23 protein-coding genes and 2 tRNA genes are annotated in these 25,818 nt (G+C 64.1%); 16 read left to right on the plus strand and 9 right to left on the minus strand.

Annotation, left to right across the window (positions count from 1 at the left end; genetic code table 11):
• Window positions 1-59 precede the first annotated feature (59 nt).
• A complete protein-coding gene (locus AMS69_RS04230) occupies window positions 60-1,505 on the minus strand; it encodes a hypothetical protein (RefSeq protein ID WP_053966831.1) in 1,446 nt (481 codons plus the stop codon).
• Between the two features lie 145 nt (window positions 1,506-1,650).
• On the opposite strand from AMS69_RS04230, the gene AMS69_RS04235 reads away from it, so the two are divergent.
• Window positions 1,651-2,103, plus strand: a complete 453-nt coding sequence (locus tag AMS69_RS04235; protein ID WP_053966832.1) for a TRAM domain-containing protein — start codon at window positions 1,651-1,653, stop codon at window positions 2,101-2,103.
• Between the two features lie 62 nt (window positions 2,104-2,165).
• Entirely contained in the window at window positions 2,166-2,948 is a 783-nt protein-coding gene (locus AMS69_RS04240; RefSeq protein WP_053966833.1) for an SDR family oxidoreductase, read from the plus strand.
• 21 nt (window positions 2,949-2,969) lie between these two features.
• On the opposite strand, the gene AMS69_RS04245 is transcribed toward AMS69_RS04240, so the two are convergent.
• Together AMS69_RS04245 and AMS69_RS04250 are read right to left on the minus strand one after the other, a co-directional pair.
• Entirely contained in the window at window positions 2,970-3,962 is a 993-nt protein-coding gene (locus tag AMS69_RS04245) for a mannose-1-phosphate guanylyltransferase (RefSeq protein ID WP_053966834.1), read from the minus strand.
• An 82-nt stretch (window positions 3,963-4,044) separates the two neighbouring features.
• Window positions 4,045-4,329 (minus strand): DUF7091 family protein, encoded by a 285-nt coding sequence (locus AMS69_RS04250; RefSeq protein WP_053967027.1) that lies wholly within the window; start codon window positions 4,327-4,329, stop codon window positions 4,045-4,047.
• Window positions 4,330-4,472: 143 nt separating this feature from the next.
• Between AMS69_RS04250 and AMS69_RS04255 the strand changes: the two genes are divergently transcribed.
• Window positions 4,473-5,417 carry a replication factor A gene (locus tag AMS69_RS04255; protein ID WP_053966835.1) on the plus strand — a complete coding sequence of 315 codons (945 nt, stop codon included), beginning with the start codon at window positions 4,473-4,475 and terminating at the stop codon, window positions 5,415-5,417.
• Complete coding sequence (locus AMS69_RS04260; protein ID WP_053966836.1) at window positions 5,418-6,032, plus strand: RPA family protein; 615 nt, start codon at window positions 5,418-5,420, stop codon at window positions 6,030-6,032.
• Between the two features lie 31 nt (window positions 6,033-6,063).
• Here AMS69_RS04260 and AMS69_RS04265 read toward each other — a convergent pair whose 3' ends face one another.
• Window positions 6,064-6,492 (minus strand): VOC family protein, encoded by a 429-nt coding sequence (locus AMS69_RS04265; protein ID WP_053966837.1) that lies wholly within the window; start codon window positions 6,490-6,492, stop codon window positions 6,064-6,066.
• Window positions 6,493-6,616: 124 nt separating this feature from the next.
• Here AMS69_RS04265 and AMS69_RS04270 point away from each other — a divergent pair, with 124 nt between their 5' ends.
• On the plus strand, window positions 6,617-7,051 hold the full coding sequence (locus AMS69_RS04270; protein ID WP_004590291.1) for a CopG family transcriptional regulator: 435 nt from the start codon (window positions 6,617-6,619) through the stop codon (window positions 7,049-7,051).
• Here AMS69_RS04270 and AMS69_RS04275 read toward each other — a convergent pair.
• Window positions 7,043-7,495, minus strand: coding sequence for a DUF5814 domain-containing protein (locus AMS69_RS04275; protein ID WP_004590290.1), 453 nt, complete (start codon window positions 7,493-7,495; stop codon window positions 7,043-7,045). The genes AMS69_RS04270 and AMS69_RS04275 overlap by 9 nt on opposite strands.
• Window positions 7,496-7,665: 170 nt before the next feature.
• Here AMS69_RS04275 and AMS69_RS04280 point away from each other — a divergent pair.
• The 4 genes from AMS69_RS04280 to AMS69_RS04295 all read left to right on the plus strand — a co-directional run bounded on the left by AMS69_RS04280 (window position 7,666) and on the right by AMS69_RS04295 (window position 9,727).
• Window positions 7,666-7,736, plus strand: a tRNA-His gene (locus tag AMS69_RS04280).
• Window positions 7,737-7,894: 158 nt separating this feature from the next.
• Window positions 7,895-8,680, plus strand: coding sequence for an HNH endonuclease (locus AMS69_RS04285; protein WP_238378342.1), 786 nt, complete (start codon window positions 7,895-7,897; stop codon window positions 8,678-8,680).
• 38 nt (window positions 8,681-8,718) lie between these two features.
• Window positions 8,719-8,997 carry a hypothetical protein gene (locus tag AMS69_RS04290; protein ID WP_053966838.1) on the plus strand — a complete coding sequence of 93 codons (279 nt, stop codon included), beginning with the start codon at window positions 8,719-8,721 and terminating at the stop codon, window positions 8,995-8,997.
• 82 nt (window positions 8,998-9,079) lie between these two features.
• Entirely contained in the window at window positions 9,080-9,727 is a 648-nt protein-coding gene (locus tag AMS69_RS04295) for a phosphoribosyltransferase (RefSeq protein WP_053966839.1), read from the plus strand.
• A 3-nt stretch (window positions 9,728-9,730) separates the two neighbouring features.
• On the opposite strand, the gene AMS69_RS04300 is transcribed toward AMS69_RS04295, so the two are convergent.
• Entirely contained in the window at window positions 9,731-10,936 is a 1,206-nt protein-coding gene (locus AMS69_RS04300) for a CBS domain-containing protein (RefSeq protein WP_053966840.1), read from the minus strand.
• Window positions 10,937-11,036: 100 nt separating this feature from the next.
• On the opposite strand from AMS69_RS04300, the gene AMS69_RS04305 reads away from it, so the two are divergent.
• The 3 genes from AMS69_RS04305 (at window position 11,037) to AMS69_RS04315 (ending at window position 15,655) form a co-directional block, all read left to right on the plus strand.
• Window positions 11,037-11,402, plus strand: a complete 366-nt coding sequence (locus AMS69_RS04305) for a cupin domain-containing protein (RefSeq protein WP_053966841.1) — start codon at window positions 11,037-11,039, stop codon at window positions 11,400-11,402.
• 101 nt (window positions 11,403-11,503) lie between these two features.
• Window positions 11,504-13,549, plus strand: a complete 2,046-nt coding sequence (locus tag AMS69_RS04310; RefSeq protein WP_053966842.1) for a DEAD/DEAH box helicase — start codon at window positions 11,504-11,506, stop codon at window positions 13,547-13,549.
• Window positions 13,550-13,612: 63 nt separating this feature from the next.
• Window positions 13,613-15,655: a hypothetical protein gene (locus AMS69_RS04315; protein WP_053966843.1), complete on the plus strand. Its 2,043-nt coding sequence runs from the start codon at window positions 13,613-13,615 to the stop codon at window positions 15,653-15,655.
• 31 nt (window positions 15,656-15,686) lie between these two features.
• On the opposite strand, the gene AMS69_RS20505 is transcribed toward AMS69_RS04315, so the two are convergent.
• Window positions 15,687-15,860 (minus strand): hypothetical protein, encoded by a 174-nt coding sequence (locus tag AMS69_RS20505; protein ID WP_170082620.1) that lies wholly within the window; start codon window positions 15,858-15,860, stop codon window positions 15,687-15,689.
• 142 nt (window positions 15,861-16,002) lie between these two features.
• Here AMS69_RS20505 and AMS69_RS04320 point away from each other — a divergent pair, with 142 nt between their 5' ends.
• Window positions 16,003-17,877, plus strand: coding sequence for an SLC13 family permease (locus AMS69_RS04320; RefSeq protein WP_053967028.1), 1,875 nt, complete (start codon window positions 16,003-16,005; stop codon window positions 17,875-17,877).
• Between the two features lie 55 nt (window positions 17,878-17,932).
• A tRNA-Pro gene (locus tag AMS69_RS04325) sits at window positions 17,933-18,005 on the plus strand.
• 181 nt (window positions 18,006-18,186) lie between these two features.
• On the opposite strand, the gene AMS69_RS04330 is transcribed toward AMS69_RS04325, so the two are convergent.
• Window positions 18,187-20,559 carry a methyl-accepting chemotaxis protein gene (locus AMS69_RS04330; RefSeq protein ID WP_053966844.1) on the minus strand — a complete coding sequence of 791 codons (2,373 nt, stop codon included), beginning with the start codon at window positions 20,557-20,559 and terminating at the stop codon, window positions 18,187-18,189.
• Window positions 20,559-21,710 (minus strand): BMP family lipoprotein, encoded by a 1,152-nt coding sequence (locus AMS69_RS04335; protein WP_053966845.1) that lies wholly within the window; start codon window positions 21,708-21,710, stop codon window positions 20,559-20,561. The genes AMS69_RS04330 and AMS69_RS04335 overlap by 1 nt, the downstream gene beginning before the upstream one ends.
• Before the next feature lie 156 nt (window positions 21,711-21,866).
• On the opposite strand from AMS69_RS04335, the gene AMS69_RS04340 reads away from it, so the two are divergent.
• Entirely contained in the window at window positions 21,867-25,394 is a 3,528-nt protein-coding gene (locus tag AMS69_RS04340) for an LAGLIDADG family homing endonuclease (RefSeq protein WP_053966846.1), read from the plus strand.
• Window positions 25,395-25,396: 2 nt separating this feature from the next.
• On the plus strand, window positions 25,397-25,669 hold the full coding sequence (locus tag AMS69_RS04345) for a DUF7854 family protein (RefSeq protein ID WP_053966847.1): 273 nt from the start codon (window positions 25,397-25,399) through the stop codon (window positions 25,667-25,669).
• The last annotated feature ends 149 nt before the right edge of the window (window positions 25,670-25,818 follow it).

Genomic DNA, 25,818 nt, shown 5'->3' on the forward strand with positions numbered 1-25,818 from the left:
GCCGGTGCTCGGACGCGATGCCTGCGGCGTCGCTCTCAAAACAGGCGAGTCTGGAAAGGTTACAGTCGCTGGCGAGAGACCAGCACCACCGTCAGCATGCCCAGCGTCCCGAGGACGGTCCACTCTCCATGGCGGTCGGTGACCGGTCGCGCAGTACCGACGCCGGCTCCGGACCCGTCCCCGGCGCTGGTCGCTGTAGCGGCGCTCTCGACCGCCGGCGCGGCGTTCATCGGCCGCTCAGTCGTGTCTGCCGACCCGCTCCGTCGCGGACCGAGGTCGGTGAGCGCGTCCATCGGGACCGGCGGCGCGTCGCCAGTGACGGCGTCCCGAACGAACGCGTCGAGGTCCGTCCCGGCGACGGAAGACACCGTCTCGGCGAACAGCGCGAGAGTGACGCGGTCGTCCTGCTGCATCAGCCTGCCGAGGACGGCTTCGAACGTCTGGCGACCGTCGGTCGCCTGTCGGAGGCGGGCGTCGATGGCTGCGACGACGCGCGTTCCCTTGTGGTACTGCGGCCCGGGGCCGTCCCAGCTGTCGGGCTGTGTCAGATCGGCGGTTTCGTGGCGCTCGGTCGTGACCCTGTCCCGGAACCGGTCTTCGCCAATGTCGCCCGCGGCGTAGGTCAGCGCCGCCGTGTGGTAGTCGGCGCTGCCCTCTTCGAGCCACACCATCGCCGGTGTCGACTCGAACGTCTGTCGGGTGTGGCGGTACTCGTGGACCCAGACGTTGACCGGGGAGCGGACGGGTTCCCCGGCGTTGACGATGACGTCCGGCTCGCCGTTCGAGGGGGCGTACCCGCCGGACGCGAGTTCGTTCGGCGCGACAAACACGCGGACGTGGTTGTGGTCTCTCCCGGCGGTTGAGGCACGCTTCGCATGGCTGATAGCGTCTAGAATGGCGTCTCTCTCGGGTCGCAGCTCCGACGCTGCCGGGACGATGAGCGTGATTCGGTCGCCATCGACCGTCTTGGTTTCTGTCCCGTGGGGACCGATGTAGGCGGCTGTCCGGCCGGCGACACCGCTCTGACCGGGCGCGAGCGCGAGCGACTCGTTCCACGTCGGCCGCGGCCCGACGTGCCAGCGCCAGCGGGCACGCAGTGACACTTCCTGTCTGGCTAATAGCGTCCAGTTGCGGGTGTCGGCGGTCCGCTGGCCGAACGTCGTCGAGAGTCCGACTGGCACAGTGTAGGTCAACTGTGCTGTTCTGGCAGCACCGCTGAGACGCCAGCGGTCACCATCGGGGTGAAGTCCGTCAGCTCTGTGGACTGTCGTCTCCGCCGGCGTCCGTACTGACAGTCCAGTGACGTGCCGTGGTCGCTTAATCGTCGCGGTCACCCGGACGTGACCGGTCTGGTTCGGCTCTCTGTCGATTGTGTACTCGACGGCAATCGAACTGTCGCCGCCGGGACTGCCCGGCTCTGGCGGTCCCGACTCGACACCGAGGGCGACCGGGGACGCGCAAACCAGAAAGAGACAAACCAGTCCTGTCAACAGCTGCGTTCTCATAGCTCTGGGTGCTGCCGAATGCTACGCGACAACCAGCGAGTGGCGGTAAAATGTGTGCCGGTGAAAATCTCAAAGGTAATAACAGGCCGTGTACCTCGGACACGGGGTCGCAAGCGTTTTGCCAGCGGCCACGTTATCCCCTGATATGGCCGACTGTCCGCTCGCAGACGACTGTCCCAAATTCACCGAACGAATCCAGGGGATGGGCTGTACCCACTACGGCGACCGCGGCGGTGCCGAGTGGTGCAATCACTACAATCAGCCGATCTCGGAACTCAAGAGCCAGCCGGTCAAGATGGGCGAGGAGGTCACCGTCGACGTCGAAGACATCCACGAGAGCGGGGCCGGTGTCGGGCGGACCGAGGACGGCTTCATCATCATGGTCGATGGCGTGCTCCCGCCGGCTCGCTCGCTCGTCAAAGTGACGAACGTCCACTCGAACCACGCCCGGGCCGAGGAAATCGAGCGCCTAGAGATGGACGAAGCACCGTCCGAAGCCGAATCCGGTGAGAGCGACGCCGAGACCGACGAGACGGACGACGACCCCGACGATGACGGCCGCCGTCTCGGAAGCCGGGACAACTTCTGGGGCAGCTAGGACAGTCAGTCGAATCGTTTGCGAGCGGGACTTCTTTGAGCCAGTCAGTCCTTCCTGTCAGTATGGATCTTGAACTCGATGGCAACGCAGCGCTGTGTACCGCCGCGACCAGCGGACTCGGACTCGCGAGCGCCGAAGCCCTCGCCGCCGAGGGCGCGAACGTCGCCGTCTGTGGCCGGACATCGGACCACGTCGACGCGGCCCGGGACCAACTCGAATCGGTCGGCGACGGCGACGTACTGGCCGTCGAGGCGGACATCACCGACCCCGACCAGGTCGAGGCGCTCGTCGAGCAGACCGTCGACACCTTCGGCGGCCTTGACCACGTCGTCACCAGCGCGGGCGGTCCGGCCCCCGGCCCGTTCATGGAGACGACAGAGCGCGAGTGGTACAGCGCCTACGACCTGCTGGTGATGAGCGCCGTCTGGACCACCCGGACCGCCTACCCGTACCTCCGGGATTCCGAGGCCGGCACCATCGTCAACATCACGTCCCGCTCGGTCCGGGAGGTCATCGACGACCTGGTGCTGTCGAACGCCGTCCGCCGGGCCGTCATCGGCCTGATGAAGACGCAGGCCCGGGAGTTCGCGCCCGAGGTCCGCGTCAACGCCGTCCTCCCCGGCGCACACGAGACGCCCCGAATCGAGGAACTGGTCGAGGCCGCCGTCGAGCGCGGCGAGTACGACTCCTACGAAGAGGGTATCGAGTCGTGGTCCGACGCGCCCTTAGAGCGTGTCGGCCAGCCCGAGGAACTCGGCGACGTGGTCGCGTACCTCTCCTCGGCCCGCTCCTCCTACGTCACCGGAACGGCCATTCCGGTCGACGGCGGCTCGATGCGGAGCTAGCGGGCCTGGCCGTCGGTCCGGTCAGAAGCGCCCGTCGTCCCGCAGTTCTGCCACCACTTCCCGAACCCGCTGGGCCTCGTCTTTCGGGACGACGAGCGTGCGGTCGTCGAAGGACGCTATCACGAGGTCGTCGACGCCGACGGCGCTGACGTGGCCGTCGCTCGCCAGCACGTTCCCGTTGGCGTCGATGGTGACGGCCTCGCCCAGTACCGCGTTCCCGTCCCGGCTGTCGAGGACGCGCTCGAAAGCATCCCACGACCCTAGGTCGTCCCAGTCCAGCGCCGCCGGAACGACGAAGGCGTTCTCGGCGTCTTCGAGCACAGCGTAGTCGACACTCACCGGGTCGACAGCGCCGAACGCCGCATCGGCGTCCTCGTCGAGTCGCTCGACCATGGATGCAAGCGGCGAGGACGCCGCGGCCGACAGGAGGGCGGTCGGCGTCCACGCGAACAGGCCGGCGTTCCAGTAGAACCCCTCCCGGACGTACTCCGTCGCGGTCTCCCGGTCGGGCTTTTCGTGGAACGTCTCGACCGGCGCGAACCCGTTCTCGGACTCGCCGGGCTTGATGTAGCCGTAGCCGGTCGCTGGCCGGTCCGGCTCGATGCCGACGGTGACGAGTCCCTCGGTTTCCACTGCGACTCGCGCGGCCGTCCGTGTAACTGTCTCGAACGGCCCCGAAATCCGGTGGTCGCTGGGCAGACACAACAGGACGCAGTCCCCGACCTGTTCACGGATGCGGTGGGCCGCGTACGCAAGCGCCGGCCCGGTATCTTTGGGTTCCGGTTCGGTCAACACTGCTGCATTCGGGACGCGCTCTCGGACCCCGTCGGCGAACGACTCCCGGGTCAGCACGTAGGTCTCGTCCGCGAATCCGACCCGGCCGACAGTCTCGGCGAGCAGCGACTCCTCGCCCCCGAACGAGAGGAACTGTTTGGGCCGGTCGCTCCGGCTCGCCGGATACAGCCGTGTGCCGGTCCCGCCGGCCAGAATGAGCGCGACGATTGGTCGCTCCATACTCTGCGTTCAGCCGGCCGGTGCTAAAGTGTTGTACTGGCGACCGAGGTAAAGACCGGCCGAACCCACTGCCGGCAGCGACTTACCACGTCTCTATCGTGCCGTCCCTGATGTCCTCGACACAACCCTGGCAGTCCGGGTTCTCCGCGTCGTAACACACTGGCCGCCGCTTCTCGTCCATCGACACCGCGCGGTACTCGGCGTGGCGGCGGCAGACGATGCGGGCCCGCCCCTCCTCGTCTCTGGGCAGGCCGGCCTCCGCCGACCGCTTGCCGTTCTGATAGGCCTTCTTGGCGTCGGAGAGTTGCTGCTCGGCCGACCGCAGGGTCTTCCTGATGAACCGCGCGAGTCGCTCGTCGTCGGCCATGACGGCTGTTGTGTCCGCCGACAAATCAATCTTCTCGCGTTTCCCGGATTTCACTTTCACTCCGCTGGGCGAGTGTTTATAACCGAAGGCGACCAACCTTCGATTGTCTCCCAACGAAAACCAGGCGGAGACAGTGAAAGCCAATGACTGAGTCAGATTTGCGTACCCACGCGACAGAGATACACGAGCAGTTTTCCGACCAGCTAGAGATCGATGTCGACGACGTCGTCGAGCGCCTCGACACGCTGGTAAACGATTATCAGGTCCCCATCAGCGAGGCCCGCCGGAGCGTCGTCAACACGTACCTCGACGAGGCCGGCATGGACCGCGACCAGCTGGGCGGCGGCGATGGCGGCGGCAACGAGCAGGTGAACGTTGCTGACGTCGACGCCCCCGAGGAGTGGGTCGACGTCCGCGCGACGGTCGTCGAACTCTGGGAGCCACGCGCCGACGCCGTGGCCCAGGTCGGCTTGCTGGGCGACGAGACGGGCACGATCAAGTTCACGAAGTGGTCGAAGTCCGACCTCCCATCGCTCGAAGAAGGCAAGTCCTACGCCCTGCGCAACGTCGTCACCGACGAGTACCAGGGCCGCTTTTCCGTGAAGCTCAACCGGACGACCACTATCGAGGAACTCGACGAAGCAATCGAGGTCGGCGACGACAGCGTCGAGGCCGACGGCGCGCTGGTCGACATCCAGTCGGGCTCCGGGCTCATCAAGCGCTGTCCGGAGGACGATTGCACACGCGTCCTGCAGAACGGCCGCTGCAACGAACACGGCGAGGTCGAAGGCGAGTTCGACCTCCGCATCAAGGGCGTTCTCGATGACGGCGAGGAAGTCACCGAGGTTATCTTCGACGAGGACGCGACCGAGGAACTGACCGGTATCGCCCTCGAAGAAGCGAAGGAGATGGCGATGGACGCGCTCGATACGACCGTCGTCGCAGACGAGATGCGACAGAAGATCCTCGGCCGCTACTACCGCGTTCAGGGGCCGACCTTCGGCCGCTACTTGCTCGCCGACGAGCAGGAGCGACTGACCGGGGCCGTGGATGCAGATGAAATCCTCATCAAAGCGAGGTCGATCTAAATGGCGAGTACACCTACCCGCGAGGTCGCACGGCGCGTCTTCGCACGCGAGTTCAACGACGCGAGTTACACGTTCAAGGAATCCGACGACGACCGCGCGCCGGTGTACGTCCTCCTGCCGACCGGCCAGCGCGCTAACCGCGTGTTCTTAGTCGGCACCCTCACCGAGACCGAGGACGTCGGCGAGGACAGCGAGTACTGGCAGGGACGGGTTGTCGACCCCAACGGCGACACGTTCTTCATGTACGCCGGGCAGTACCAGCCCGACGCGGCGTCGATGCTGCGCGAACTGGAGCCGCCGGCCTACGTCGCCGTCGTCGGCAAGCCACGCACCTACGAGACCGACGAGGGCGAAGTGAACGTCTCGATTCGGCCCGAGTCTATCTCGGAAGTCGACGAGGCGACGCGGGATCGCTGGGTCGTCGAAACGGCCGAGCGAACCCTCGACCGGGTCAAGCGGTACAAGGAGGCCGACATGGAGGACCCGGCCGTCGACGAGTACATTGCGATGGCCGACGAGGAGTACGACCAGCTCTCAATCGAGAACTACCGGCAGTCGGTCGTCGGTGCGCTGGAGAGCCTACAGGACGAGCAGGCCGAAGCCAGCGCGGACTGAATCCGGCCGGCGGCTTTTTTCGGGACAGACGTTACGGCTCCAGTAGCTCGATTCGGTTCCCTTCAGGGTCGACAACGAACATGATTGTCGTCCCGCTCTCGGTCGTCTGCGGGCCGCTGAGTGTCTCGACATCGTCGGGCAAGCGGTCGGCAACAGCGTCGAGGTCGTCGACTTCCAGCCCGGGGTGGGTCGCCCCCGGTCGATTGAGGTCGGGATCGGGCATTTCCTCGCCCTCGGGCTCGTATGTCGCCAGTTCCAAGCGCGCGTCGCCAGCGTCAAGATGTACCAGTTCGGCACTGGCTCCCTCGATGTCGACGGCGGTTCCGAACGCCTCGCCACCGACGGCAAAGCGCGTCAGTACGTCAAGTCCAAGCACGTCGCGATAGAACTCGACGGCGCGGTCCAGGTTGCTGACGATGATGCCGAAGTGGTGAGCGGTTGCGTCGATGTCTGTCGCCATCTCTGTCCGGAACGGGGGTCGGCCGGCTGTTAAATCACAGCGGTTCGAGCGTTGCCAGTGGCACGCGCCGGTGGTAGCGTCTGACAAACGATTAAATACGTTGCTGCTAAAACAGTACATAACTATGGGCAACAAAAACAAGACGATCTCCTTTCGCGTCAGCGAGGACAAATTCGAAACCCTCCGCGAAATCGCTGAGGAGCGCGATATCTCGCTCTCTGCAGTTTTCCGGGACTACGTCGACACGCTCGTCTCCCACGACGGCCAGGTGAAGGTCGCGCCGGAACACGAGTTCGAGGACGACGCAACCGAGACCAGCACCGAGAGCTTCCCCCCGAAGGTCGAAGTTCCGAAGAGCTTCGTCCGCGAACACGAGCGGCTCGAACTCGAAGCCGAGCACCTCCGGGAACAACTGGAAGAACACAAGCGCTACGTCACGAAGCTCCGGCAGCAACTCGACGAGATGGACCAGGACGAGGTCATCCACCTCGAAGACCTCGACCAGGGCGAGGAGGACGACGCCTCCTACCGCATCGGCAGTTTCGACGACTTAGAGTAATCGCTGGCGTTTCTGTTGCACGTCTTCGGCCACGTCGTCGCGCCCATCGACGTCGGCCAGGGTTTCCACGGCTTCTAACGTTCTGACGGAGTTATCGAGGAAGGAGAGCACGTCACCCGGATAGGCATACAGCATGTAGTCGTCGCTCATCACGTCGACGATGGCGTCCGGTCCCATCCCCTGCTCGCGCAGTTCCAGCAGGTACGAGATGAACTTCCGCTCGGCACAGCCACAGTGGGGGTTGGCCTCACAGTCACAGTCCAGAAAGTCTTCAGCGAAATCGAGCACCCGCTCTCTGGAGGCCTCGTCGAGCTTTGCCAGCCCCTCGCCCTGAAAGAGGATGTCCAGCGTCGCACCCTTGAACGCGCCCTTCGGGAAGCTCGTCTCTAGCTGGGAGGCGAGCTGCTGGTGGTTCTTGACGTAGATTTTGTCTGTGATGGCCACGCGTAGGGACTTCTACGCCTCGGCCGTGTAAAAGCGTCTCGAAGCGGTCGAGGTCTCTGGCTGCCGCTTGCCGTCTCTCTGCTGTCACGCGCTCCCATGACTCACTGGTTCCCCGATTCGTAACGTATTTCTGTTCCAGCGGAATATCTACGGATGCTTCAGCAAGCGTGTCCGGGTTGGGGTAGTGGTATCCTTCAGCCTTGTGGTGGCTGAGACGTGGGTTCAATTCCCGCACCCGGACTGTATCAAGTTTTTAACATTTAACGTGGGGATATCAGCACGATTAGTCTCATTTTCACTATACTAGTATTTACTATCCACCTCATAGTTATCTATAGTGTGACAGAACACGAATGTCCTGCTTGCGGCCGGATGTTCGACAGTCGGCGTGGCCTTTGAGTGCATCACAGCCGCGTCCACGACGAGCGGTTACCGAATAGGGAGTGCAACCACTGCGGAGACTCCTTCTATTGTGAGTCTGCCCGTACCTACTGTTCTGAGGACTGCCACGATGCCGCCGTATCGTACGAAGGAGAAGCGAATCCGAATTTTTCGGATGCAACGGAGCAGACGAACTGCGAGGTCTGTGACGCTGAGTTCGAGTACTATCCATCAGAAAAAGGCGGCGTGTACTGCCCTGACTGTGTCGAGAATGTGGCGTGGCGCGACCCACCACAAATCTCTGGGACTGCACACCACTCGTGGTCCGGTGGCAAACTATCGGTCTCCTGTGACGTTTGTGACGCCCGTGTTGAACGATATCCGAGTCAGATCCAGAGTGAAGTCATCCTCTGCAGCCGCGAGTGCCACGCCGAGTGGCTCTCGGAGGCGTTCACCGGTGACGGACATCCGAACTGGCGCGGCGGTGGCGTCGGCGACTACGGGCCGGGCTGGCGGGCAGTGCGCGAACGAGCCTTAGAGCGGGACGACCACGCCTGCGTCCTGTGTGGTGCTGACGCCGACGAGCTGGGGCGGAACCCGGATGTGCACCACATTGTGCCGGTCCGGCTGTTCGCCGCGCTGCCGGTACTCGCGGTTCGGGACGCACACACGCTGGACAACGTTGTCTCGCTCTGTCCGGGCTGTCACCGGCGAGCAGAGTTCGGACGGGTCTCGCGGACGGAACTGCGGTGGCGGGCCGGAATCCCCCGGACGGACGCCCCTGCCTCTGGTGTGCCGGCGTAACCGGAACCTACACAATCGGTCCCGCCGCCCGTGTTGGTATGTCACCAACTGTCGACGAACTGCGGAACGAGATCCGCGAGGCTGTCGGGCGGTACGAACGGCCGGTCTCGACTGCGTTCACCAAGGAAGCGCTGGCGGCGATCTGTGAGGCTGTCGGATACGACATCGACACGGACCGACTCCCATCGAAGCCACAGATGCGGGCGGGAATTCTCTGGCAAATCGGAGAGCAGGGGGACGACGACCCTGCGGACGCAGAGCGACCCTTCCGGAAGGGGGAACTCGAAGCGGTCGCCGCGGCGCTGGACACCGAGTAACGATGTCCTCCGGTTAGCGTGCGGTTTCCAGTTGACCATCTGAATGCGGAAATATTTGCATCCCGACAGCGAACTAACCAGTATGGGACGCAACCGCTCTCCGACGTTCGAGAACAGGCAGGCGGCTGGAAAACGGCTAGGAGAGGCGTTGCGCGAGCGGGACATCGAAGTCGACATGGTCCTCGCGATACCGCGTGGTGGGCTGCCGGTGGGGCGTCCAGTCGCTGACGCGCTCGGTGTGCCGCTGGATATTGCGGTCGCGAAAAAGATCGGTGCACCGAACAACCCCGAGTACGCTATCGGCGCTGTCGCCGCCGACGGCTCGGTCTGGCTCAACAGCGATGTCATCAACCGACGAGAGATTCCCCGTGACTACGTTGCAAACACGCGAGCGGAGATGGCCGAAGCCGCCCGACAGAAAGCCCAGCGCTACCGTGATTCGGAGTCATCGCTGTCACTCACGGGCAAGCGGGTGTGCCTCGTCGACGACGGCGTGGCGACAGGCGCGACGGCCCGGGCCTGCATCGAGCAGATTCGACAGGCTGACCCCGAGCGGCTCGTCCTCGCGGTGCCGGTCGCTTCGCCGCGGGCGATATCGGACCTCGAAGCGCTGGTCGACGAGGTGATCTGTCTGGTGGTTCCGTCGGAGTTCCGCGCCGTCGGCCAGTACTACGAGCAGTTCGAGCAGGTCTCTGACGAGGCGGCGATGTCGTATCTCGCCGCGGAGTGACCGCTAGCGCTCTATTCTGGACTCGGGTCGGACGGTTTCGGTTTCCGGCTCACCGATGGCGGTGTAGTCGCTGCTCGATTTGATAATGGAGAGGGCCGTCATGATGTCGGACCGGGTGAGCAGCCCTTCGAAGGAGTCGTCTTCGCCAGTGACAAGCAGCCGACCGACGGAGTTCTGTTGGAGCGAGGTCAGCGCGTCCATCACGTCGGTGTCCGAGCTGATCGTGATGATTTCCGTCGTCATCACGTCGCCGACGGTGTAGGCATCGCGCTCGACCTCCTGAACGGCGCGGGCGTCTTCGAGCGTGACGAGGCCGATGACCTCGCCGCCGCGCTCGACCGGATAGCCGGTGTGGCGCTCCTTGAACATCGTCTGGATGAGCTCCCGGACGGACATGTCTTCGGGGACCGTTGTTACGTGGTCTGCCGGCGTCATCACGTCCGCGACGGTGACCCCCTCGAACGCGGCCCGCATCGAGGTCTGGCGGGACTCGCCCGCTGCGCCGATGTAGATGAAGAAGGCCAGCCCGGCGAGGAAGATATTTCCGAGGACGAAGATGCCAAAGAGGCCGAGAAAGACGGCGAACACCTTCCCAACCTCGGCGGCGAGTGTCGTCGCTCGGGCGTAGGACCGTCGGCGGGCCAGCAGCGCACGCAGGACGCGACCGCCGTCCATCGGGAACCCCGGGAGCATGTTGAACGCCGCCAGCGCGATGTTCATCAGCGCGAGATAGCCGAGGATGAACCGCGCTGATTCGATGGCCGTCGCCGCGCCGCTCGGGAGCAACTGGAACGCGACAAAACAGACAGCGCCGACGGCGATGCTGACGATGGGGCCGGCGATGGCGATGACCAGTTCCTGCTTCCAGTCCTCGGGCATCTCGCTGAGCTGGGCGATGCCGCCGAACAGCCAGAGCGTGATGGAGTCGATGGGAAAGCCATAGCGGATGGCCACGAGGGAGTGACCGAGTTCGTGGAGGACGACGCCGGCGAACAGGCCGACGGCCGCACCGATGCCGAGTACCCAGACGAGTGCGCCGTCAGTAAGGACGGCGGCGTCCAGCCCGGCGTTCAACGTCCCGTTCAACAGCTCTGTCGTCTGCTCGATCTGTGTCCCGATAATCCAGGCGAACAGCGGTAGCACGAGGAGAAACGTCAGGTCCAACTGGATCGGGATTCCGAACGCGCTTCCGATACGAAACCGGCGCATATCGAGGAGTTGACGCGGGACGGTCTTAAGCCCCATTGGCGGGACTGCTGCAGTCACCGCTGCCGGTACGGTTTTGCGCTGGACCCGCGATAGACCGCATATGAGCGAGCCACTGATTCACCGGGCCGAGGACATCGAGTACGAACCCGTCGACGCGGCCGACGGGCTGGAAAAGGGCGTCCTCGTCGGCGAAGAACAGGGCGGCGGGAATCTCGCTATCCGTCGCTTCACCCTCGCCCCCGGTGGGAGCGTGCCGAAACATACCAACGAAATCGAACACGAGCAGTACGTCCTCTCGGGAAGCTACACCGTCGGTATCGAGGGCGAAGAGTACGAGGTCGAAGCCGGCGACAGCCTCCACATCCCCGCCGGCGCAGTCCACTGGTACCGCAACGAGGGAAACGAACCGGGCGCGTTCCTCTGTGCGGTTCCCGCCGGCGACGACGAAATCAAGCTCCAGAAGTGACTACCAGCGGACGTTCTGGCTGGCAAACAAGCCGTCACAACACCAGCACCACTCACACCTAGTCCGAACCGCTCAAGTAGCGCAGTCGCCACTAGACAACTGTGTCACAGCAGGCCGCACAGGTAGAGACGCTGTTCCTCCACGAACACGGCGAGGAGTTCCGCGTCGCCGCCCACCGGGACGGCGAGCGGCTCTTCCACGGCATCCTCGAACTCAAGGAGACCGACGCCGGCCCCCGCCCGCGTCGCCTCCGCGTCAAGGACGGGACCAGCGAGGAGCTTCGCTCGCCCGACCAGTTCGTCGACCTCGCCCGCCGTGCGGCCCGCATTCGGGTTTCAGAACAGACCGCCCCGCTTGCACGCGACCGCATCCGCGAGATGCTCGACGCGTACCAGATCGAGGCCAAGGTCGTCCGGACCTGCCGGCTCTGTGCCTCTGACGGGCGCTACTCGCCGATCACGAGCGAGACCGCTATCGAGACCGACGACGAGACCATCTGCCCGGAGTGCGCTCGCCAGCAGCTCGACCGCGAACTCGCATTTAAAGGCAGTATCAGCGGCGACGCCCGCGACCGCCTCGAAGAACTGCTGCTCGAAGTACAGGACCTCGACCGCGTGACGAACCTCCTGTCGGGCCAACTGGACCCGGACCTGACGAAGTTCGACGAGATTTCGGCGACCGTCGACGAGGTCGACCCCGTCCGAGTGGACTCGCTGGACCTCCATCCGGGGATGCAAGAGCATCTCGAATCCCGGTTCGAGACGCTGTTGCCAGTCCAGAGCCTCGCCGTCGAACACGGGGCCACGGAGGGCCGCGACCAGTTGGTCGTGAGCGCGACGGCGACGGGGAAGACGCTCATCGGCGAGATGGCCGGCATCGACCGCGTGCTGAACGGCAAGGGGACGATGCTGTTTCTCGTTCCGCTGGTCGCGCTCGCGAACCAGAAATACGAGCAGTTCCAGGACCGCTACGGCGACATGGTCGACGTGTCGCTCCGGGTCGGTGCGAGCCGCATCGCCGACGAGGGCGGGCGCTTCGACCCCGAAGCCGATGTCATCGTCGGGACCTACGAGGGAATCGACCACGCGCTCCGGACCGGCAAGGACCTCGGGACCGTCGGCACCGTCGTCATCGACGAGGTCCACACGCTCGGCGAGGACGAGCGGGGCCACCGGCTCGACGGCCTGATTTCGCGGCTGAAGTACTACTGTGAGTCCGGGGGGTCGCCCGACAGCGGCGACACGCAGTGGATTTACCTCTCGGCGACGGTCGGTAACCCCGGCCAGCTGGCCGACCAGCTCCGGGCGACGCTCATCGAGTTCGAGGAGCGGCCGGTCCCCATCGAACGGCACGTCACATTCGCCGACGGGCGCGAGAAAATCGAGACGGAAAAGAAGCTCGTCAAGCGGGCGTTCGACAACAAATCCAGCAAGGGCTATCGCGGCCAGACAATCATCTTCACGAACTCCCGGCGGCGCTGCCACCAGATTTCACGCAAACTGGAGTACTCCTCGGCCCCGTACCACGCCGGACTGGACAACCGGAAGCGCCAGCGCGTCGAGCGCCAGTTCGCGGACCAGGACCTCGCGGCCGTCGTGACGACGGCGGCGCTGGCGGCGGGGGTCGACTTCCCGGCCTCGCAGGTCATCTTCGATTCGCTGGCGATGGGCATCGAGTGGCTCACCGTCCAGGAGTTCAGCCAGATGCTCGGCCGCGCCGGCCGCCCTGACTACCACGACAAGGGCACCGTCTACATGCTGGTCGAACCGGACTGCTCGTACCACAACAGCATGGAGATGACGGAGGACGAAGTGGCGTTCAAGCTCCTGAAAGGCGAGATGGAGCCGGTCATCACACGCTACGACGAGGGGGCGGCCGTCGAAGAGACGCTGGCTAACGTCACTGTCGCCGGAAAGCAGGCCAAGCGGCTCAACGACCGGATGGTCGGCGAGGTGCCGACGAAACACGCACTCGGGAAACTGCTCGAATACGAGTTCATCGACGGCCTCGAACCGACGCCGCTTGGCCGGGCTGTGACCCGGCACTTCCTCGCGCCAGATGAATCCTTCCAGTTGCTCGACGGCATCCGGAAGGGACAGCACCCCTACGAAATCGTCGCCGACATGGAACTGCGCGACGAGCACTGAACCTGTCTCTCGACCGTCATCTCGGGGCACACATTCTTGTAGCGGCACGTACTTCCGGTGTCCATGGGCCTGTTCGATACGATCCGTCGCGCCGTCGGTGGCGATGACTCGTCAACCGACGGGGACGAACGGACGGCCGGAGGTGACTCCTCGTCCGACGATGGGCCGGACCGTCTGGACACGGCGACGCTTGACCCGACGGCGTTCCGGAAGTACGCCGAGCGCGTCGTTGACGGCGCGGACCCGCTGACGTTCGACCCCGATGCGCTTGCCCGCCTCGATACAGCCATCGAGGAGAGCTACGGCGGCGAGACCGTCGGTGACGCCGCGGGGACGACGACCTACACCGAGAACACGGTCCGGTTCGGGAGCTATCTCGGCGAACTCCTCGTGCGAGCGTACGACGGCGAGTGGGTCCAGGCCGACGGTCGATGGGGTGTTACCGTTGCCGGCCCGGACGACGAGGTGGGTGTCGCGGTGTTCGACGTGGCCGCTCGCTCGTTCGGCGACGAGCCGGTGTTTGCGGCCGTTGTGACGCGTCTGGAATCCGAACTGGCACTAGATAGTATCCAGAACGACGGACCTGCAATCCCAGAGACGGACGAAACCGAGACCGACAGCGTCGTCTCCGAGCCGACGCGGATCGTTAGCTGCGTCGACGATGGGCAGGCGGGTGAGCGCGACGCACCGCCCGAACCGACGGCGACAGACGAGCGAGGCGAGACAACTGCCGGCGAGACCGCTGCTTCTGCGCCGTCGCAGGCTGTCGAAACGGAGCCGACCCGAGTCGTTCGCCGGGTCGACTCCGACGCGGAGACGGGTGACCGGTCGGACGACGCTGACCCCACGCCTGTCGCCGGTGACGTTGCTGACGAGCCAGCGAACGAGGCACCACCGGGTAACGAAACTGAGGATTCGGCTTCCGACATCGCTGGAGACGCGAACCCCGACCCGACCGATTCAGCGTCAGACGATGCCGGTAGCGAGCCGCCGACCGCTGAAACCACCGAAGCGAAATCGACTGCTGTTCCGAGTGATAGGGAGTCGGCCACCGACACGCCTGCTGCCGCCGAAACAGCTACCGATGAGCCCGCTGGTACGGCCGCGGCCGACGAGGCGGCCGCATATATCGACGAAGCAGAGTCCTCGTTCGATAGTGCTACAGCCGCCCCCTCGGACGACGCGCCGGCGACCGAGACACCGCCAGAAGGCACGCCTGTCGACTCCCGCGACGATGACGGCGCTGGTGACACCGCGCCCGCGGGGCCGGCAACTGACACACCCGCTGACGAAGCAGTGACAGACACACCCGCTGACGGACCGGTCGACGCATCGATGGACGACGAACCGACTTACCATAGCTCGTCGGATGCGTCGTCAGCCGACACTCCAGACGCAGAGGCGGCTTCCGAAACGACGGCTGACGAGTCACTTGCAGACATCGACAACACCGCGGCGGTCGATGACGAGCCGGCAGCCGTTACGGAATCCGACGCCGGGAAACTGTCCGATGACAGTCCCGATACATCGGCCCCTGTTGCGGACGCCGAGGCGTCTGGTGCCACTGCTACTACACCGTTACAGGACGGCCCTGCTGATGAGACGGCCACGACAGCGGCCACCGACGAGAGTGAGCCGTCCGCTCCGATTAAGGGTGACTCGACGGCCCGCTCGTGGGACCCCGGCACGGTCCGCGCGGACCACGCCGACACCGCTGTCGAGTTCGCCGAGTTCTGGGGTGAACACGACCTCGATTTCTCGCCGGCCTCGCTGTCACGCCTTGATGACCTGGTCGACACAGAGTGGGACGACGAGCGCTTCGCCGAGACGACGTTCGGGAGCGATGCGGAGTTCGACGACCGTGCATTTACCAGCGTCGTGCGGGAACTCGGCGGCTACTTCGGCGAGGTACTCGTCCGACACCTCGATGGCGACTGGACCGACGAGACGGACCACGAAGCGGCCGTCGTCGTCGGCGGCCCGGACGGTCAGTTCGCCGTCCCCGTCTTCGAGGTCGCGATCACCTCGCTCAGAAAACGGGCCGTGTTCGGCCGGAGCTACGACGCTCTCCTCGACGACCTTGGCCGCGACGGGCCGACCCGGTGAGCCAGTTCCCGGCGTGTCCACCTCGTCGTAGCTATTCGCTCAGGGCCACGACCGACGTGCTCCCACACTCGGGGCACTCGTCGTGGTCCGCGTAAAGCAGCGTCTCACACTCGCTGCACCGGTGGGTGGCCTCGTCGTCAGACGCCTTTTCGACCTCCTGTTTCAACGTCTCGACTTTTCGACCGATATCGTTGAAAAGACTCATTGGGGTAGTGTTCGACCCGGACAGGGATAAACGGCGGCCGCCGGGTCAAGGCGTCAGCGGACGCCCGAATCGCAAACGACCCATCCTTTTGTCACTGGCGGCGCAGGGGTCAGACGTGTCGCTGCCACCTGTCACGCCGGGGATGTTGTTCGTGTTCGCGGTCATCGTCGCCGCGCTGGTGCTGTTTGCGACGGAGGCGCTGCCAGTCGACGTGACCGCTATCGCCGTCATGGTCGCGTTGATGCTGGCCGAACCGGTGACGGTACTCGCGGCCGATGTCGGGCTGCTCGCCGAGCCGGTGTACGTGTTACATCAGCCCGGTGACGGGCTGTCGCCGCTGGATCGCGGGCTTTCGGGATTTGCCTCGACGGCGACGATAACCGTGCTGGCGATGTTCATTCTCTCCGACGGCGTCCAGCGGACCGGCATCGTCCAGATCCTCGGCGCGAAAATTGCCTCCCTGACCGGGGATAACGAAACGAAACAGCTCGGTGCGACCGTCGGGCTGGTCGCACCTATCTCCGGGTTCATCAACAACACTGCCGCCGTCGCAATCCTCCTGCCGATGGTGACCGATATCGCGCACAAGGGCAAGCTCTCGCCGTCGAAACTACTGCTGCCCCTGTCCTACGCCTCGATGTTCGGCGGAATGTTGACGCTTATCGGCACCTCGACGAACATCCTCGCCTCGCAGCTCTCGGCGGAACTGATCGGTCGCCCGTTCAGTATGTTCGAGTTCACCCAGCTCGGCATTATCGTGACCATCGTCGGGACCATCTATCTGCTCACTGTCGGGCGCTATCTGGTCCCGTCGCGTATCCCGGCCGAAGAGGACCTCACCCGGGAGTTCGAGATGGGTGAGTACCTGACCGAAGTCGTCGTCCGCGAAGACTCCCCGCTTATCGGCCAGACTGTAGAGGAGGCGCTCAGAGTCTCGGAGTTCGACGTGGACATCGTCCAGCTGGTCCGCGAGAAACGCACGTTCCTCGAACCGTTCGGACAGAAAGCGATCCGGGCTGGCGATGTCTTTGCCGTTCGGACGGACCGGGACACGCTCGTCGACCTCCTCGATGTCGAGGGGCTGGACGTGATTCCCGAAGTCGAGGTCGACGACGCGGAACTGGAGACCGCAACCGAGCGAAAGAATCTTGTCGAGGTCGTCGTCGCCCCCGGCTCCTCGCTCATCGGCGAGACGCTCGTCTCCACGAGCTTCCGTCAGCGCTACGACGCGACCGTGTTGGCGCTTCGCCACGGGCAGGAGCTGTACCGCCAGCGAATGGACCACGTCACACTCCGAATCGGCGATACGCTGCTGGTGCAGGCCACCCCAGACAGCATCGACCGCCTCAACCGCAATAACGACTTCATCGTCGCCCAGGAAGTCGAACGACCGGACTTCCGTCAGTCGAAGATTCCCGTCGCGGTCGGCATCGTCGCTGCCGTTGTCGGTGTCGCTGCGCTGACGCCGATTCACATCGTCATCTCGGCGCTCGGCGGCGCGCTCGCGATGGTCCTTACCGGCTGTCTCCGCCCGCCCGAGCTGTACGACGCCGTCCAGTGGGACGTCATCTTCTTGCTTGCCGGTGTCATCCCACTGGGTATCGCCCTGCAGGAGACCGGCGGCGCTGACCTGCTCGCGGAGCTGTTCGTCATGGGCGCCGGCAGTGTCCTCACTGCCGGTGGCGGCCTCGCCGTCGTCCTCGGACTGATGTACATCGTCACAGCGCTGCTGACGAACATCATCTCGAACAACGCGTCCGTCGTCCTGATGATCCCGGTCGCCATCGAAACCGCTCGGCAACTGAACGCCAACGCCTTTGCCTTCGTCCTCGCCGTCACCTTCGCTGCCTCGACGGCGTTCATGACGCCGGTCGGCTACCAGACGAACCTCCTCGTCTACGGTCCCGGTGGGTACCGATTCACCGACTATCTGAAGGTCGGTGCGCCGCTACAGGCTGTCTTCGCCGTCGCGACGACGCTCGGCATCGCATACTTCTGGGGCCTCGCTCCCGCGTGACACAGTCGCCTCGCAACGAAACCCTTTACTCACTGTCCGGTCGAAATGTTGGTACGGGATCGTGGGGTAGCTTGGTAACCTTCGGGCCTTGGGTGCCCGCGCCCCTAGTTCAAATCTGGGCGATCCCATACTTAGATAACGAACGCGACCGTTCTATCGCTTCTACCGCTAATTCTCTATCGGCTGTCCTGTCAGTCCCATGCTGTCGTCGCTGCTCTCACTCGTACCCGTGGCCAGTCAGTACAATCATCTCGGCAGCGAATTACCGAGCAACACTGTGAAAAGAGCCCGCCGCGATGGCACGTCGCGTCAGTCGTCAGTCCCGTTGGGGGCCGAACGCGTGGTGCGCTCCCCGCCGACACCGGCGGCATCGCCGCGCTCGCCCGCTCCGCCGCTGGTGTCGAACTGATCGACGGTCTCGGCCAGCGAGTCGGCACGGTCGCGGAGTTCGTCCGCGCTCTGGGCGATTTCGGCGACGGATGCGGACTGCTCTTCCGCGGCTGCCGATACCTGCTCGGCGTCCTCCGTCACGTTCTGACTGATCTCGGACACCCCGTCGACGCGATGGACGACGCTCTGGGTCGCGTCGGCCTGGTCCTCGGTGGCATCCGCAATCTCCTGAATCCCGTCGTTGGCGTTCTCGATCGCGTCGACGGTGTCCTCAATCGCATCGGCAGCCTCACGGACAGTCTCGACACCGGTGTCGATGTGGTCGCTGGTCGCGCGGATGTCCGTGACGGTCTCGTCGGTCTCCGTCTGTACAGCCGCGATTTCGGCTTCTATCTCCGCTGCCGCCTGTTTTGTCTCCTCTGCGAGGCTCTTGACCTCGTCAGCAACAACAGCGAATCCCTCGCCGTCCTTGTCGGCGCGGGCGGCCTCGATGTTGGCGTTCAGGGCGAGCATATTCGTCTGCTCGGCGATATCAGAGATGAAGTCGACAATCTCACCGATGTCGTCCATGCGCTCCTGTAGTGCGAGAATCTGGTCGACCGCGTCTGCCGACCGGGACTCGATTTCCGCCATGTCATCGATGGCTGACTCAGCGGCTTCCCGGCCCGTTTCGCCACGGTCGACGGCTTCCCTGGCCGTCTCTGCAACCGTCGTCGACGACGCTGCGACCTCCTCGATGCTCGCCGATAGCTCGTCCATCTCGGCGGCGGCCTCCGCAAGGTCGTCGTGCTGTCTGATGGCACCGTCGGCGATCTCCTGTATGCGGTCACTGACGGTCTGGCTTGTCGTCTCGATTTCCTCGGCCCCAGTCGCGACCTCGATCGTGGCATCCGCGACTTCGTCGGCGAACGCTGCGACCTCGCTGACGGTGGCTTCGAGGCCATCGAGCATTGCGTTGAACTCCACCGCGACCTCTCGCATCGCCGTCTCCTCCGCGTCCTCGTCGAGTCGCTTCGTGAGGTCTCCGTCGGCGATGTCCTGCATCACCGCGCTGTACTCGGCAGCGCGCTCTTGGAGGCGCTGACTGGCTTCCTCTGCCTCTGCCCGTGCGTCCTCCGCTTCCGTCCGCAGTTCTTCGGCTTCCGCCCGCGCCGTCTTCGCTTCCTCGACTGCGTCCTCCGCTTCTTGAATACGGTTCTGCAGTGAGATCCGCATATCGTCGAAGGTGCCGTAGAGGCGACCGATTTCGTCGGCGCGGTTCGTTTCGAGGTCGACATCGAAGTCGCCGGCCTCGATGCGCTCGGCACGGTCCCGCAACTGCTTCAGGGGGTCGACCGTCCGTTTCCCGAGTACGAGGCCGACAGCCGACAGCGAAACGAGCGCCAGCAGGACAAGCAGTCCGACCGTCTGCCCGACCGTATCACGGACACTGAACGCCTGCGCCGTGTCTAGACTCGTCACCGTGACCCAGTTCGTCGTCGGGACGGGCGCGAACGCGTACACGCGACCATCCGAAACCGCTGTCACCGGTGCCGCAGTACCGTTTGCGTCGCGGATCGCCGCGAGGCTCTCACTGTGGGAGTCGGCATCGAACTCGCGGTCGATATTCAGTACTGTCTCGTCGTTGGTGTTCAGAATCGTGGTTTCTTTCGTGGAATTCGTATTGCTGAGGCGGTCGACCTGGCTCTGGATGCGCGTGACGACGACGAGATGCGAGCCGTCACGCTTCGGGACCGAGCTAGCGAACGCCATCACGGGCTCGTCGTTGAGGACCGGTGAGCGGTACGACCGGCTACTCGACCACACCTGACTGTTGTTCCCAGGCCCCTCCGGCACTTCGGCGTTCGTCCACGGCGCGTCAAGGTCTGACAGCGACCGCCCCTCCAGCGGGAGTTCCGTGCTGGCGACCACCTCGCCACGTGTGTCGTTTACGAGGTGCATACTGACAACATCATCAGGCAGTAGCTGGTCCTGCAGAAGGATGTACGCCGCGGCGCGCCGGTCGCTCCGGAGCGGCTCGCCCTGCGAAACGGAGCGCGTGTGCGTGCGCTGTTGCTCGACCCACGAGCCGATAGCGTCTCCTTCCAGTTGGCTGGTCTCGGCGAGCTGTTCGGTCGTCTGGCGCTCGACTGCTGTGGATGTCGCCTGGAAGGTGAACGCGCCAGCGCCCGCGATGACGAGCAACACGGCGAGGAACGCGACAGCGAACTTCGCAGCGAACCGCTGCCGGACGAACTCGGGGGCGACCCGATCAAGCGCGCTCGCCAACTCATCGAGTGGACCGCCCGCCATCAGGCACCACCCGTGCTGGAGCGCTCAGTGGGGACGACGATGTCGCCGCTGGCGATCTGCTCCCGCGATGTCGACAGCGCGGCCCTGACGTCATCGGGAATTGCCGGCTCGAGGGAGGTGCCATAGACAATGCCGACGCCGTCACTATCTAGCCCGAGGGAAACGACCTCACCAGCGGGGAGGCTGTCAGCGACTGTCGCCGTCGCCGCGTCGTAGACTGCGACGTTCACCCGCTTGACCATGCTCGCGAGCACGACATCCGCGTACCGGGGATTGCTGCGGGACTGGTCTGAGTCCACGCCGATTGCGTACCGGCCGTGGGCCTGTGCGGCCTGGAAGATGCCAACACCTGCGCCACCTGCTGCGTGATAGACGATGTCCGCTCCGTCGTCGTACATCCCGGCTGCGATGTCGCGGGCACCCTGCACGTCGTCGAAGTTCCCGAGGTACTCAGTGAGGACATCGACGTCCGCGTTCGCGTGCGCAACCCCGGCTTTGAAACCGGCTTCGAACTTGTGGATGAGCGGCTGGTCGAGGCCGCCGATAAACCCGACGGTCGTCTTCTCCGGGTTCGTCGCACCCGCACCGAGGTCGACATCTCTAGTCGTGAGCAGTCCAGCGAGGTTCCCGGCCTGAAACGACCCCTCGTGTTCGCGGAATACGTAACTCGCCACGTTGTCGGCATCCACGACAGAATCGACGATCATGAACTGCTGGTCGGTGTGTTCCGGTGCGACCTCAGACAGCCCCTCAGCCTGCAGGAATCCGATACAACAGATCAGGTCGTATGACGGGCTTGTCGAACCCGCTAGCTCGGCCTGTACTTCGGCGAATCCGTCGACACTGCTTGGCTCGTGGTTCGTGTACTCGACTCCGTCATCGAGACGTGCGCGCTGAATGCCGCGGTTCGCCGCATCGTTGAACGAGCGGTCATCGAGCCCGCCCAGCGCGTACACCATTCCGACAGTCGCCGCCGCATCGCTCTCGTCGATACCACTGGCGGTCGCTTGCTGGCTGTCGCTGGGTCCTGCGTCTGCCTCTCCGCTCCCCCCGAAATTCTCGAAGCGGCTCCCACAGCCAGCGAACGCTGCGGTTGCAGCCGCGCTACCGCTGGCGAGAAGCCGCCGTCTTGTGATTTTTTGTTTACGCACGGTGATTCTATTCTGAGTGAATCAGGTATACCTGCAAAAAATACTGGTCCCAATTCTCGACACTGATACTAATGGCACGCCTGCACAGCCTCGGTTCAGTTCCACCCCGGTTTGCGAACCTTCTTAGGCCAGTGGGCATAACCACTGTCCACTCAGATGGCGACCGCCGAGAACACCGAACTCATCGACCGCTTCGAGGAGTTCTACCGCAACTACTACCGCAACGAAATCGGTGAGCTCGCCCAGAAATACCCCAACGACCAGAAGTCGCTGTACATCGACTGGGACGACCTCTATCGCTTCGACCCGGACCTGGCCGACGACTACCGCACAAAGCCCGAGCAGATTCAGGAGTACGCTGAGGAGGCCCTGCGGCTGTACGACCTCCCGGTCGACGTCTCGCTCGGGCAGGCTCACGTCCGCGTCCGGAACCTCCCCGAATCCGAGGACATCCGGGACCTGCGCCACGAACACCACGGCAACCTCGTCGCCGTCCAGGGCATCATTCGGAAGGCGACCGACGTGCGGCCGAAGGTTATCGAGGCCGCATTCGAGTGCCAGCGCTGTGGCACACTCACGCGCATCCCACAGGCTGCCGGTGACTTCCAGGAGCCCCACGAGTGTCAGGGCTGTGAGCGACAGGGGCCGTTCCGGCTCAACACCGACCAGTCCCAGTTCATCGACGCCCAGAAGCTCCGCGTCCAGGAATCTCCCGAGGGACTGCGCGGCGGGGAGACGCCCCAGTCTATCGACGTCAACATCGAGGACGACATCACGGGCCACGTCACCGCGGGCGACCACGTCCGCGTGACCGGGGTCCTCAAACTCGACCAGCGGGGGTCGGACAACGAGAAGTCCCCCATGTTCGACATCTACATGGAGGGCGTCAGCGTCGAAATCGAGGATGAGCAGTTCGAGGACATGGAGATTACCGACGCCGACAAGAAGGAAATCGTCGAGCTCTCCAACGAATCCGACATCTACGACAAGATGGTCGGCGCTATCGCTCCCTCCATCTACGGCTACGAGAAGGAGAAGCTCGCGATGATGCTCCAGCTCTTCTCCGGCGTGACCAAAGAGCTTCCTGACGGATCTCGCATACGTGGCGACCTCCATATGTTGCTGATAGGGGACCCTGGTACGGGGAAGTGTGTCCACGGCGATACCCGCGTAACGCTTGCGGACGGCCGTGACGTTCCGATTCGTGACCTCGTTGAGTCCAACCTTGATGACCCGAAACCGATAGACGACGGGGTCTGGGACAGCGTCGATTTCGAGGTCCCATCGCTATTGGACGACGGGACGATAGCGCCCCGACGAGCGACAAAGGTCTGGAAGCGCGAGGCACCCGACGTACTGTACCGGATTCGGACCGCGACCGGTCGCGAACTCGAAGTCACACCGTCCCATCCGCTGTTCGTCCAGACCGACGGCCGATTCCGGGCGAAACAGGCCGAAAATCTCGACGAGGGGACGTTCATCGGAGTGCCGCGGTCCGTCCCGACTGCGGGTGACAACGAAATAGATGTAGCGTTCCGAACGTCTGACGCACACAACCGAATCGACCTCCAGCTCCCGTCGACGTGGACGACGGACCTCGCCCGTCTCCTCGGATACATCGTCGCAGAGGGATACGTCGAACAGCGAGCGGACAACACCGGATTCGTCTCTATCACGAACAACGACGACGAAGTTCTTGACGACGCAACGACGATTCTGGAGTCGCTCAATCTCAACGCGACGATACGTAATCCACACGAGGGGAAAGACGCCCGCGAGCTGATGTGTTCCGCTGGCGAATTTGTAAGTTTCCTGGGTTCTCTCGAGGAGTCACTGTTGTCTTCCTCGGAGAGCCAACGCGTTCCGCGGGAGTTGATGGGTACAAACGACGACGTTACGGCCGCTTTCCTCAAGGGGTACATCGAGGGCGAGGGTCACGTCTCCTCGTCTCAGCGCGAGATTACGGTGGCTTCGATGAGCGAGCAGTTACTCGCGGACGTTCGAACGATGCTGCTCTCGCTCGGTATTTCGTCACAGATTCAGTCACGACAAAACGGAAGCTACCGATTGCGGATTTCGGGGCAGGCGTTCAGCACATACGTCGACCGTGTCGGTTTCGTCACGGAGCGAAAGACGGCGGCCTCCGCCAAGTTCGACGGGACAGACGGGAATCCGAATCTCGATGTCGTCCCGGATGTCGGCCACGAGCTTCGCCGCATTCGCGAATCACTCGAACTCACGCAGTCGGACTGCGGGCTTCCCCGTTCGACGTACCAGCATTACGAACGCGGATCTCGAAACCCAAGCCGTGACAGCCTCGAAACCGTCCTTGACGCATTCGAGGCTCGCCTTTCGGAACTGAGCGAGTCGGCATCTGACACCGCAGGTGCCATCACAGACGGCGGGGGCCTCGACAGTGTTGCAAACGACGTCGATGCGCTTCGCTCCCTCGTCGACGGCGATATCGCCTGGGACAGGGTCGAACGTATCGAGACCGTCGAGTCGGACGAGGAGTGGGTCTACGACCTGGAAATCGAGGGGACGCACAATTACCTCACCAACGGCGTCGTTTCGCACAACTCCCAGATGCTATCATATATCGAGAACATCGCGCCCCGCTCCGTCTACACCTCCGGCAAGGGGTCGTCGAGCGCGGGGCTGACCGCCGCGGCCGTGCGCGACGACTTCGGTGACGGCCAGCAGTGGACGCTCGAAGCCGGCGCGCTCGTGCTCGCAGACCAGGGCATCGCCGCCATCGACGAACTCGACAAGATGACGCCGGAAGACCGGTCGGCGATGCACGAGGCGCTGGAACAGCAGCGCATCAGCGTCTCCAAGGCCGGAATTAACGCGACGCTCAAATCGCGCTGTTCCCTGCTGGGCGCGGCCAACCCGAAGTACGGGCGGTTCGACCAGTACGAGCCCATCGGCGAGCAGATAGACCTCGAACCGGCGCTCATCTCCCGCTTCGACCTCATCTTCACGGTCACCGACAAGCCCGACGAGGAAGCCGACCGGAACCTCGCCGAGCACATCATCCAGACCAACTACGCCGGCGAACTCAACACGCATCGGACGCAGAACCCGACCTCGAACTTCAGCGAGGAGGAGGTCGACACGGTCACCGAGGAGGTCGCGCCGACCATCGAACCGGACCTGCTCCGGAAGTACGTCGCCTACGCGAAGCGCAACTGCTTCCCGACGATGACCGAGGATGCGAAATCGCGCATCGAGGACTTCTACGTCGACTTGCGGCTCAAGGGACAGGACGAAGACGCGCCGGTCCCGGTCACTGCCCGGAAACTGGAGGCGCTGGTCCGACTGGCCGAGGCGTCCGCCCGGATTCGGCTGTCGGACACCGTCGACGAGGCCGACGCCGACCGGGCGGTCGACATCGCTCACTACTGCCTGAAAGAAATCGGGGTCGACCCCGAAACCGGCGAGTTCGACGCCGATGTGGTCGAGACGGGCCAGTCCAAGACCCAGCGCGACCGCATCCAGAACATCAAGGGCATCATCTCCGACATCGAGGACGAGTACGACGAAGGCGCACCCGCTGACGTGGTCATCGAGCGTGCGGAGGAGGTCGGCATCGACGAGTCCAAAGCCGAACACGAGATTGACAAACTGAAACAGAAGGGCGAGGTGTACGAGCCCCGGACGGATCACCTCCGGACGACCTGACTATGGACCGCATCTCCGCACTCCGCAACATCGAGGAAGCGCTGGCCGAGTTCGAGGCCGGGTCCCGGTCGCTGGCCGACCTCGAACGGGACGTTCGCGGGACGCTCCGGACCTACGCGACCGAGTTCGAGGGCGACCTGCAGGCCTACCGGGCGAGCGGCGGGGCCGCCGTTGACGGACTGGTTGTCCTTGCACCGTCCGAGACAGCAGCCCGCGAACGCGTTCAGGACCTCGTCTCGGACGCCGGCGAGTTCACCGTCACGGCCGTCGAATAAGGCGTTTTCTGGGGCCGTAGTTGCTGTCGGTGTCTCCCACAGACCGTGCGCAGTGCTGACTCTCGACTCCAACTGCTCCGCTATCTTTCTCGCCGAGTTTAATATATATTCACTCTAAAGCACGTTCAATTCAGTAAAATTTTATAGCA

The sequence above is a fragment of the Haloarcula rubripromontorii genome, assembly GCF_001280425.1.
In the GTDB taxonomy this organism is placed as follows: Archaea; Halobacteriota; Halobacteria; order Halobacteriales; family Haloarculaceae; genus Haloarcula; species Haloarcula rubripromontorii.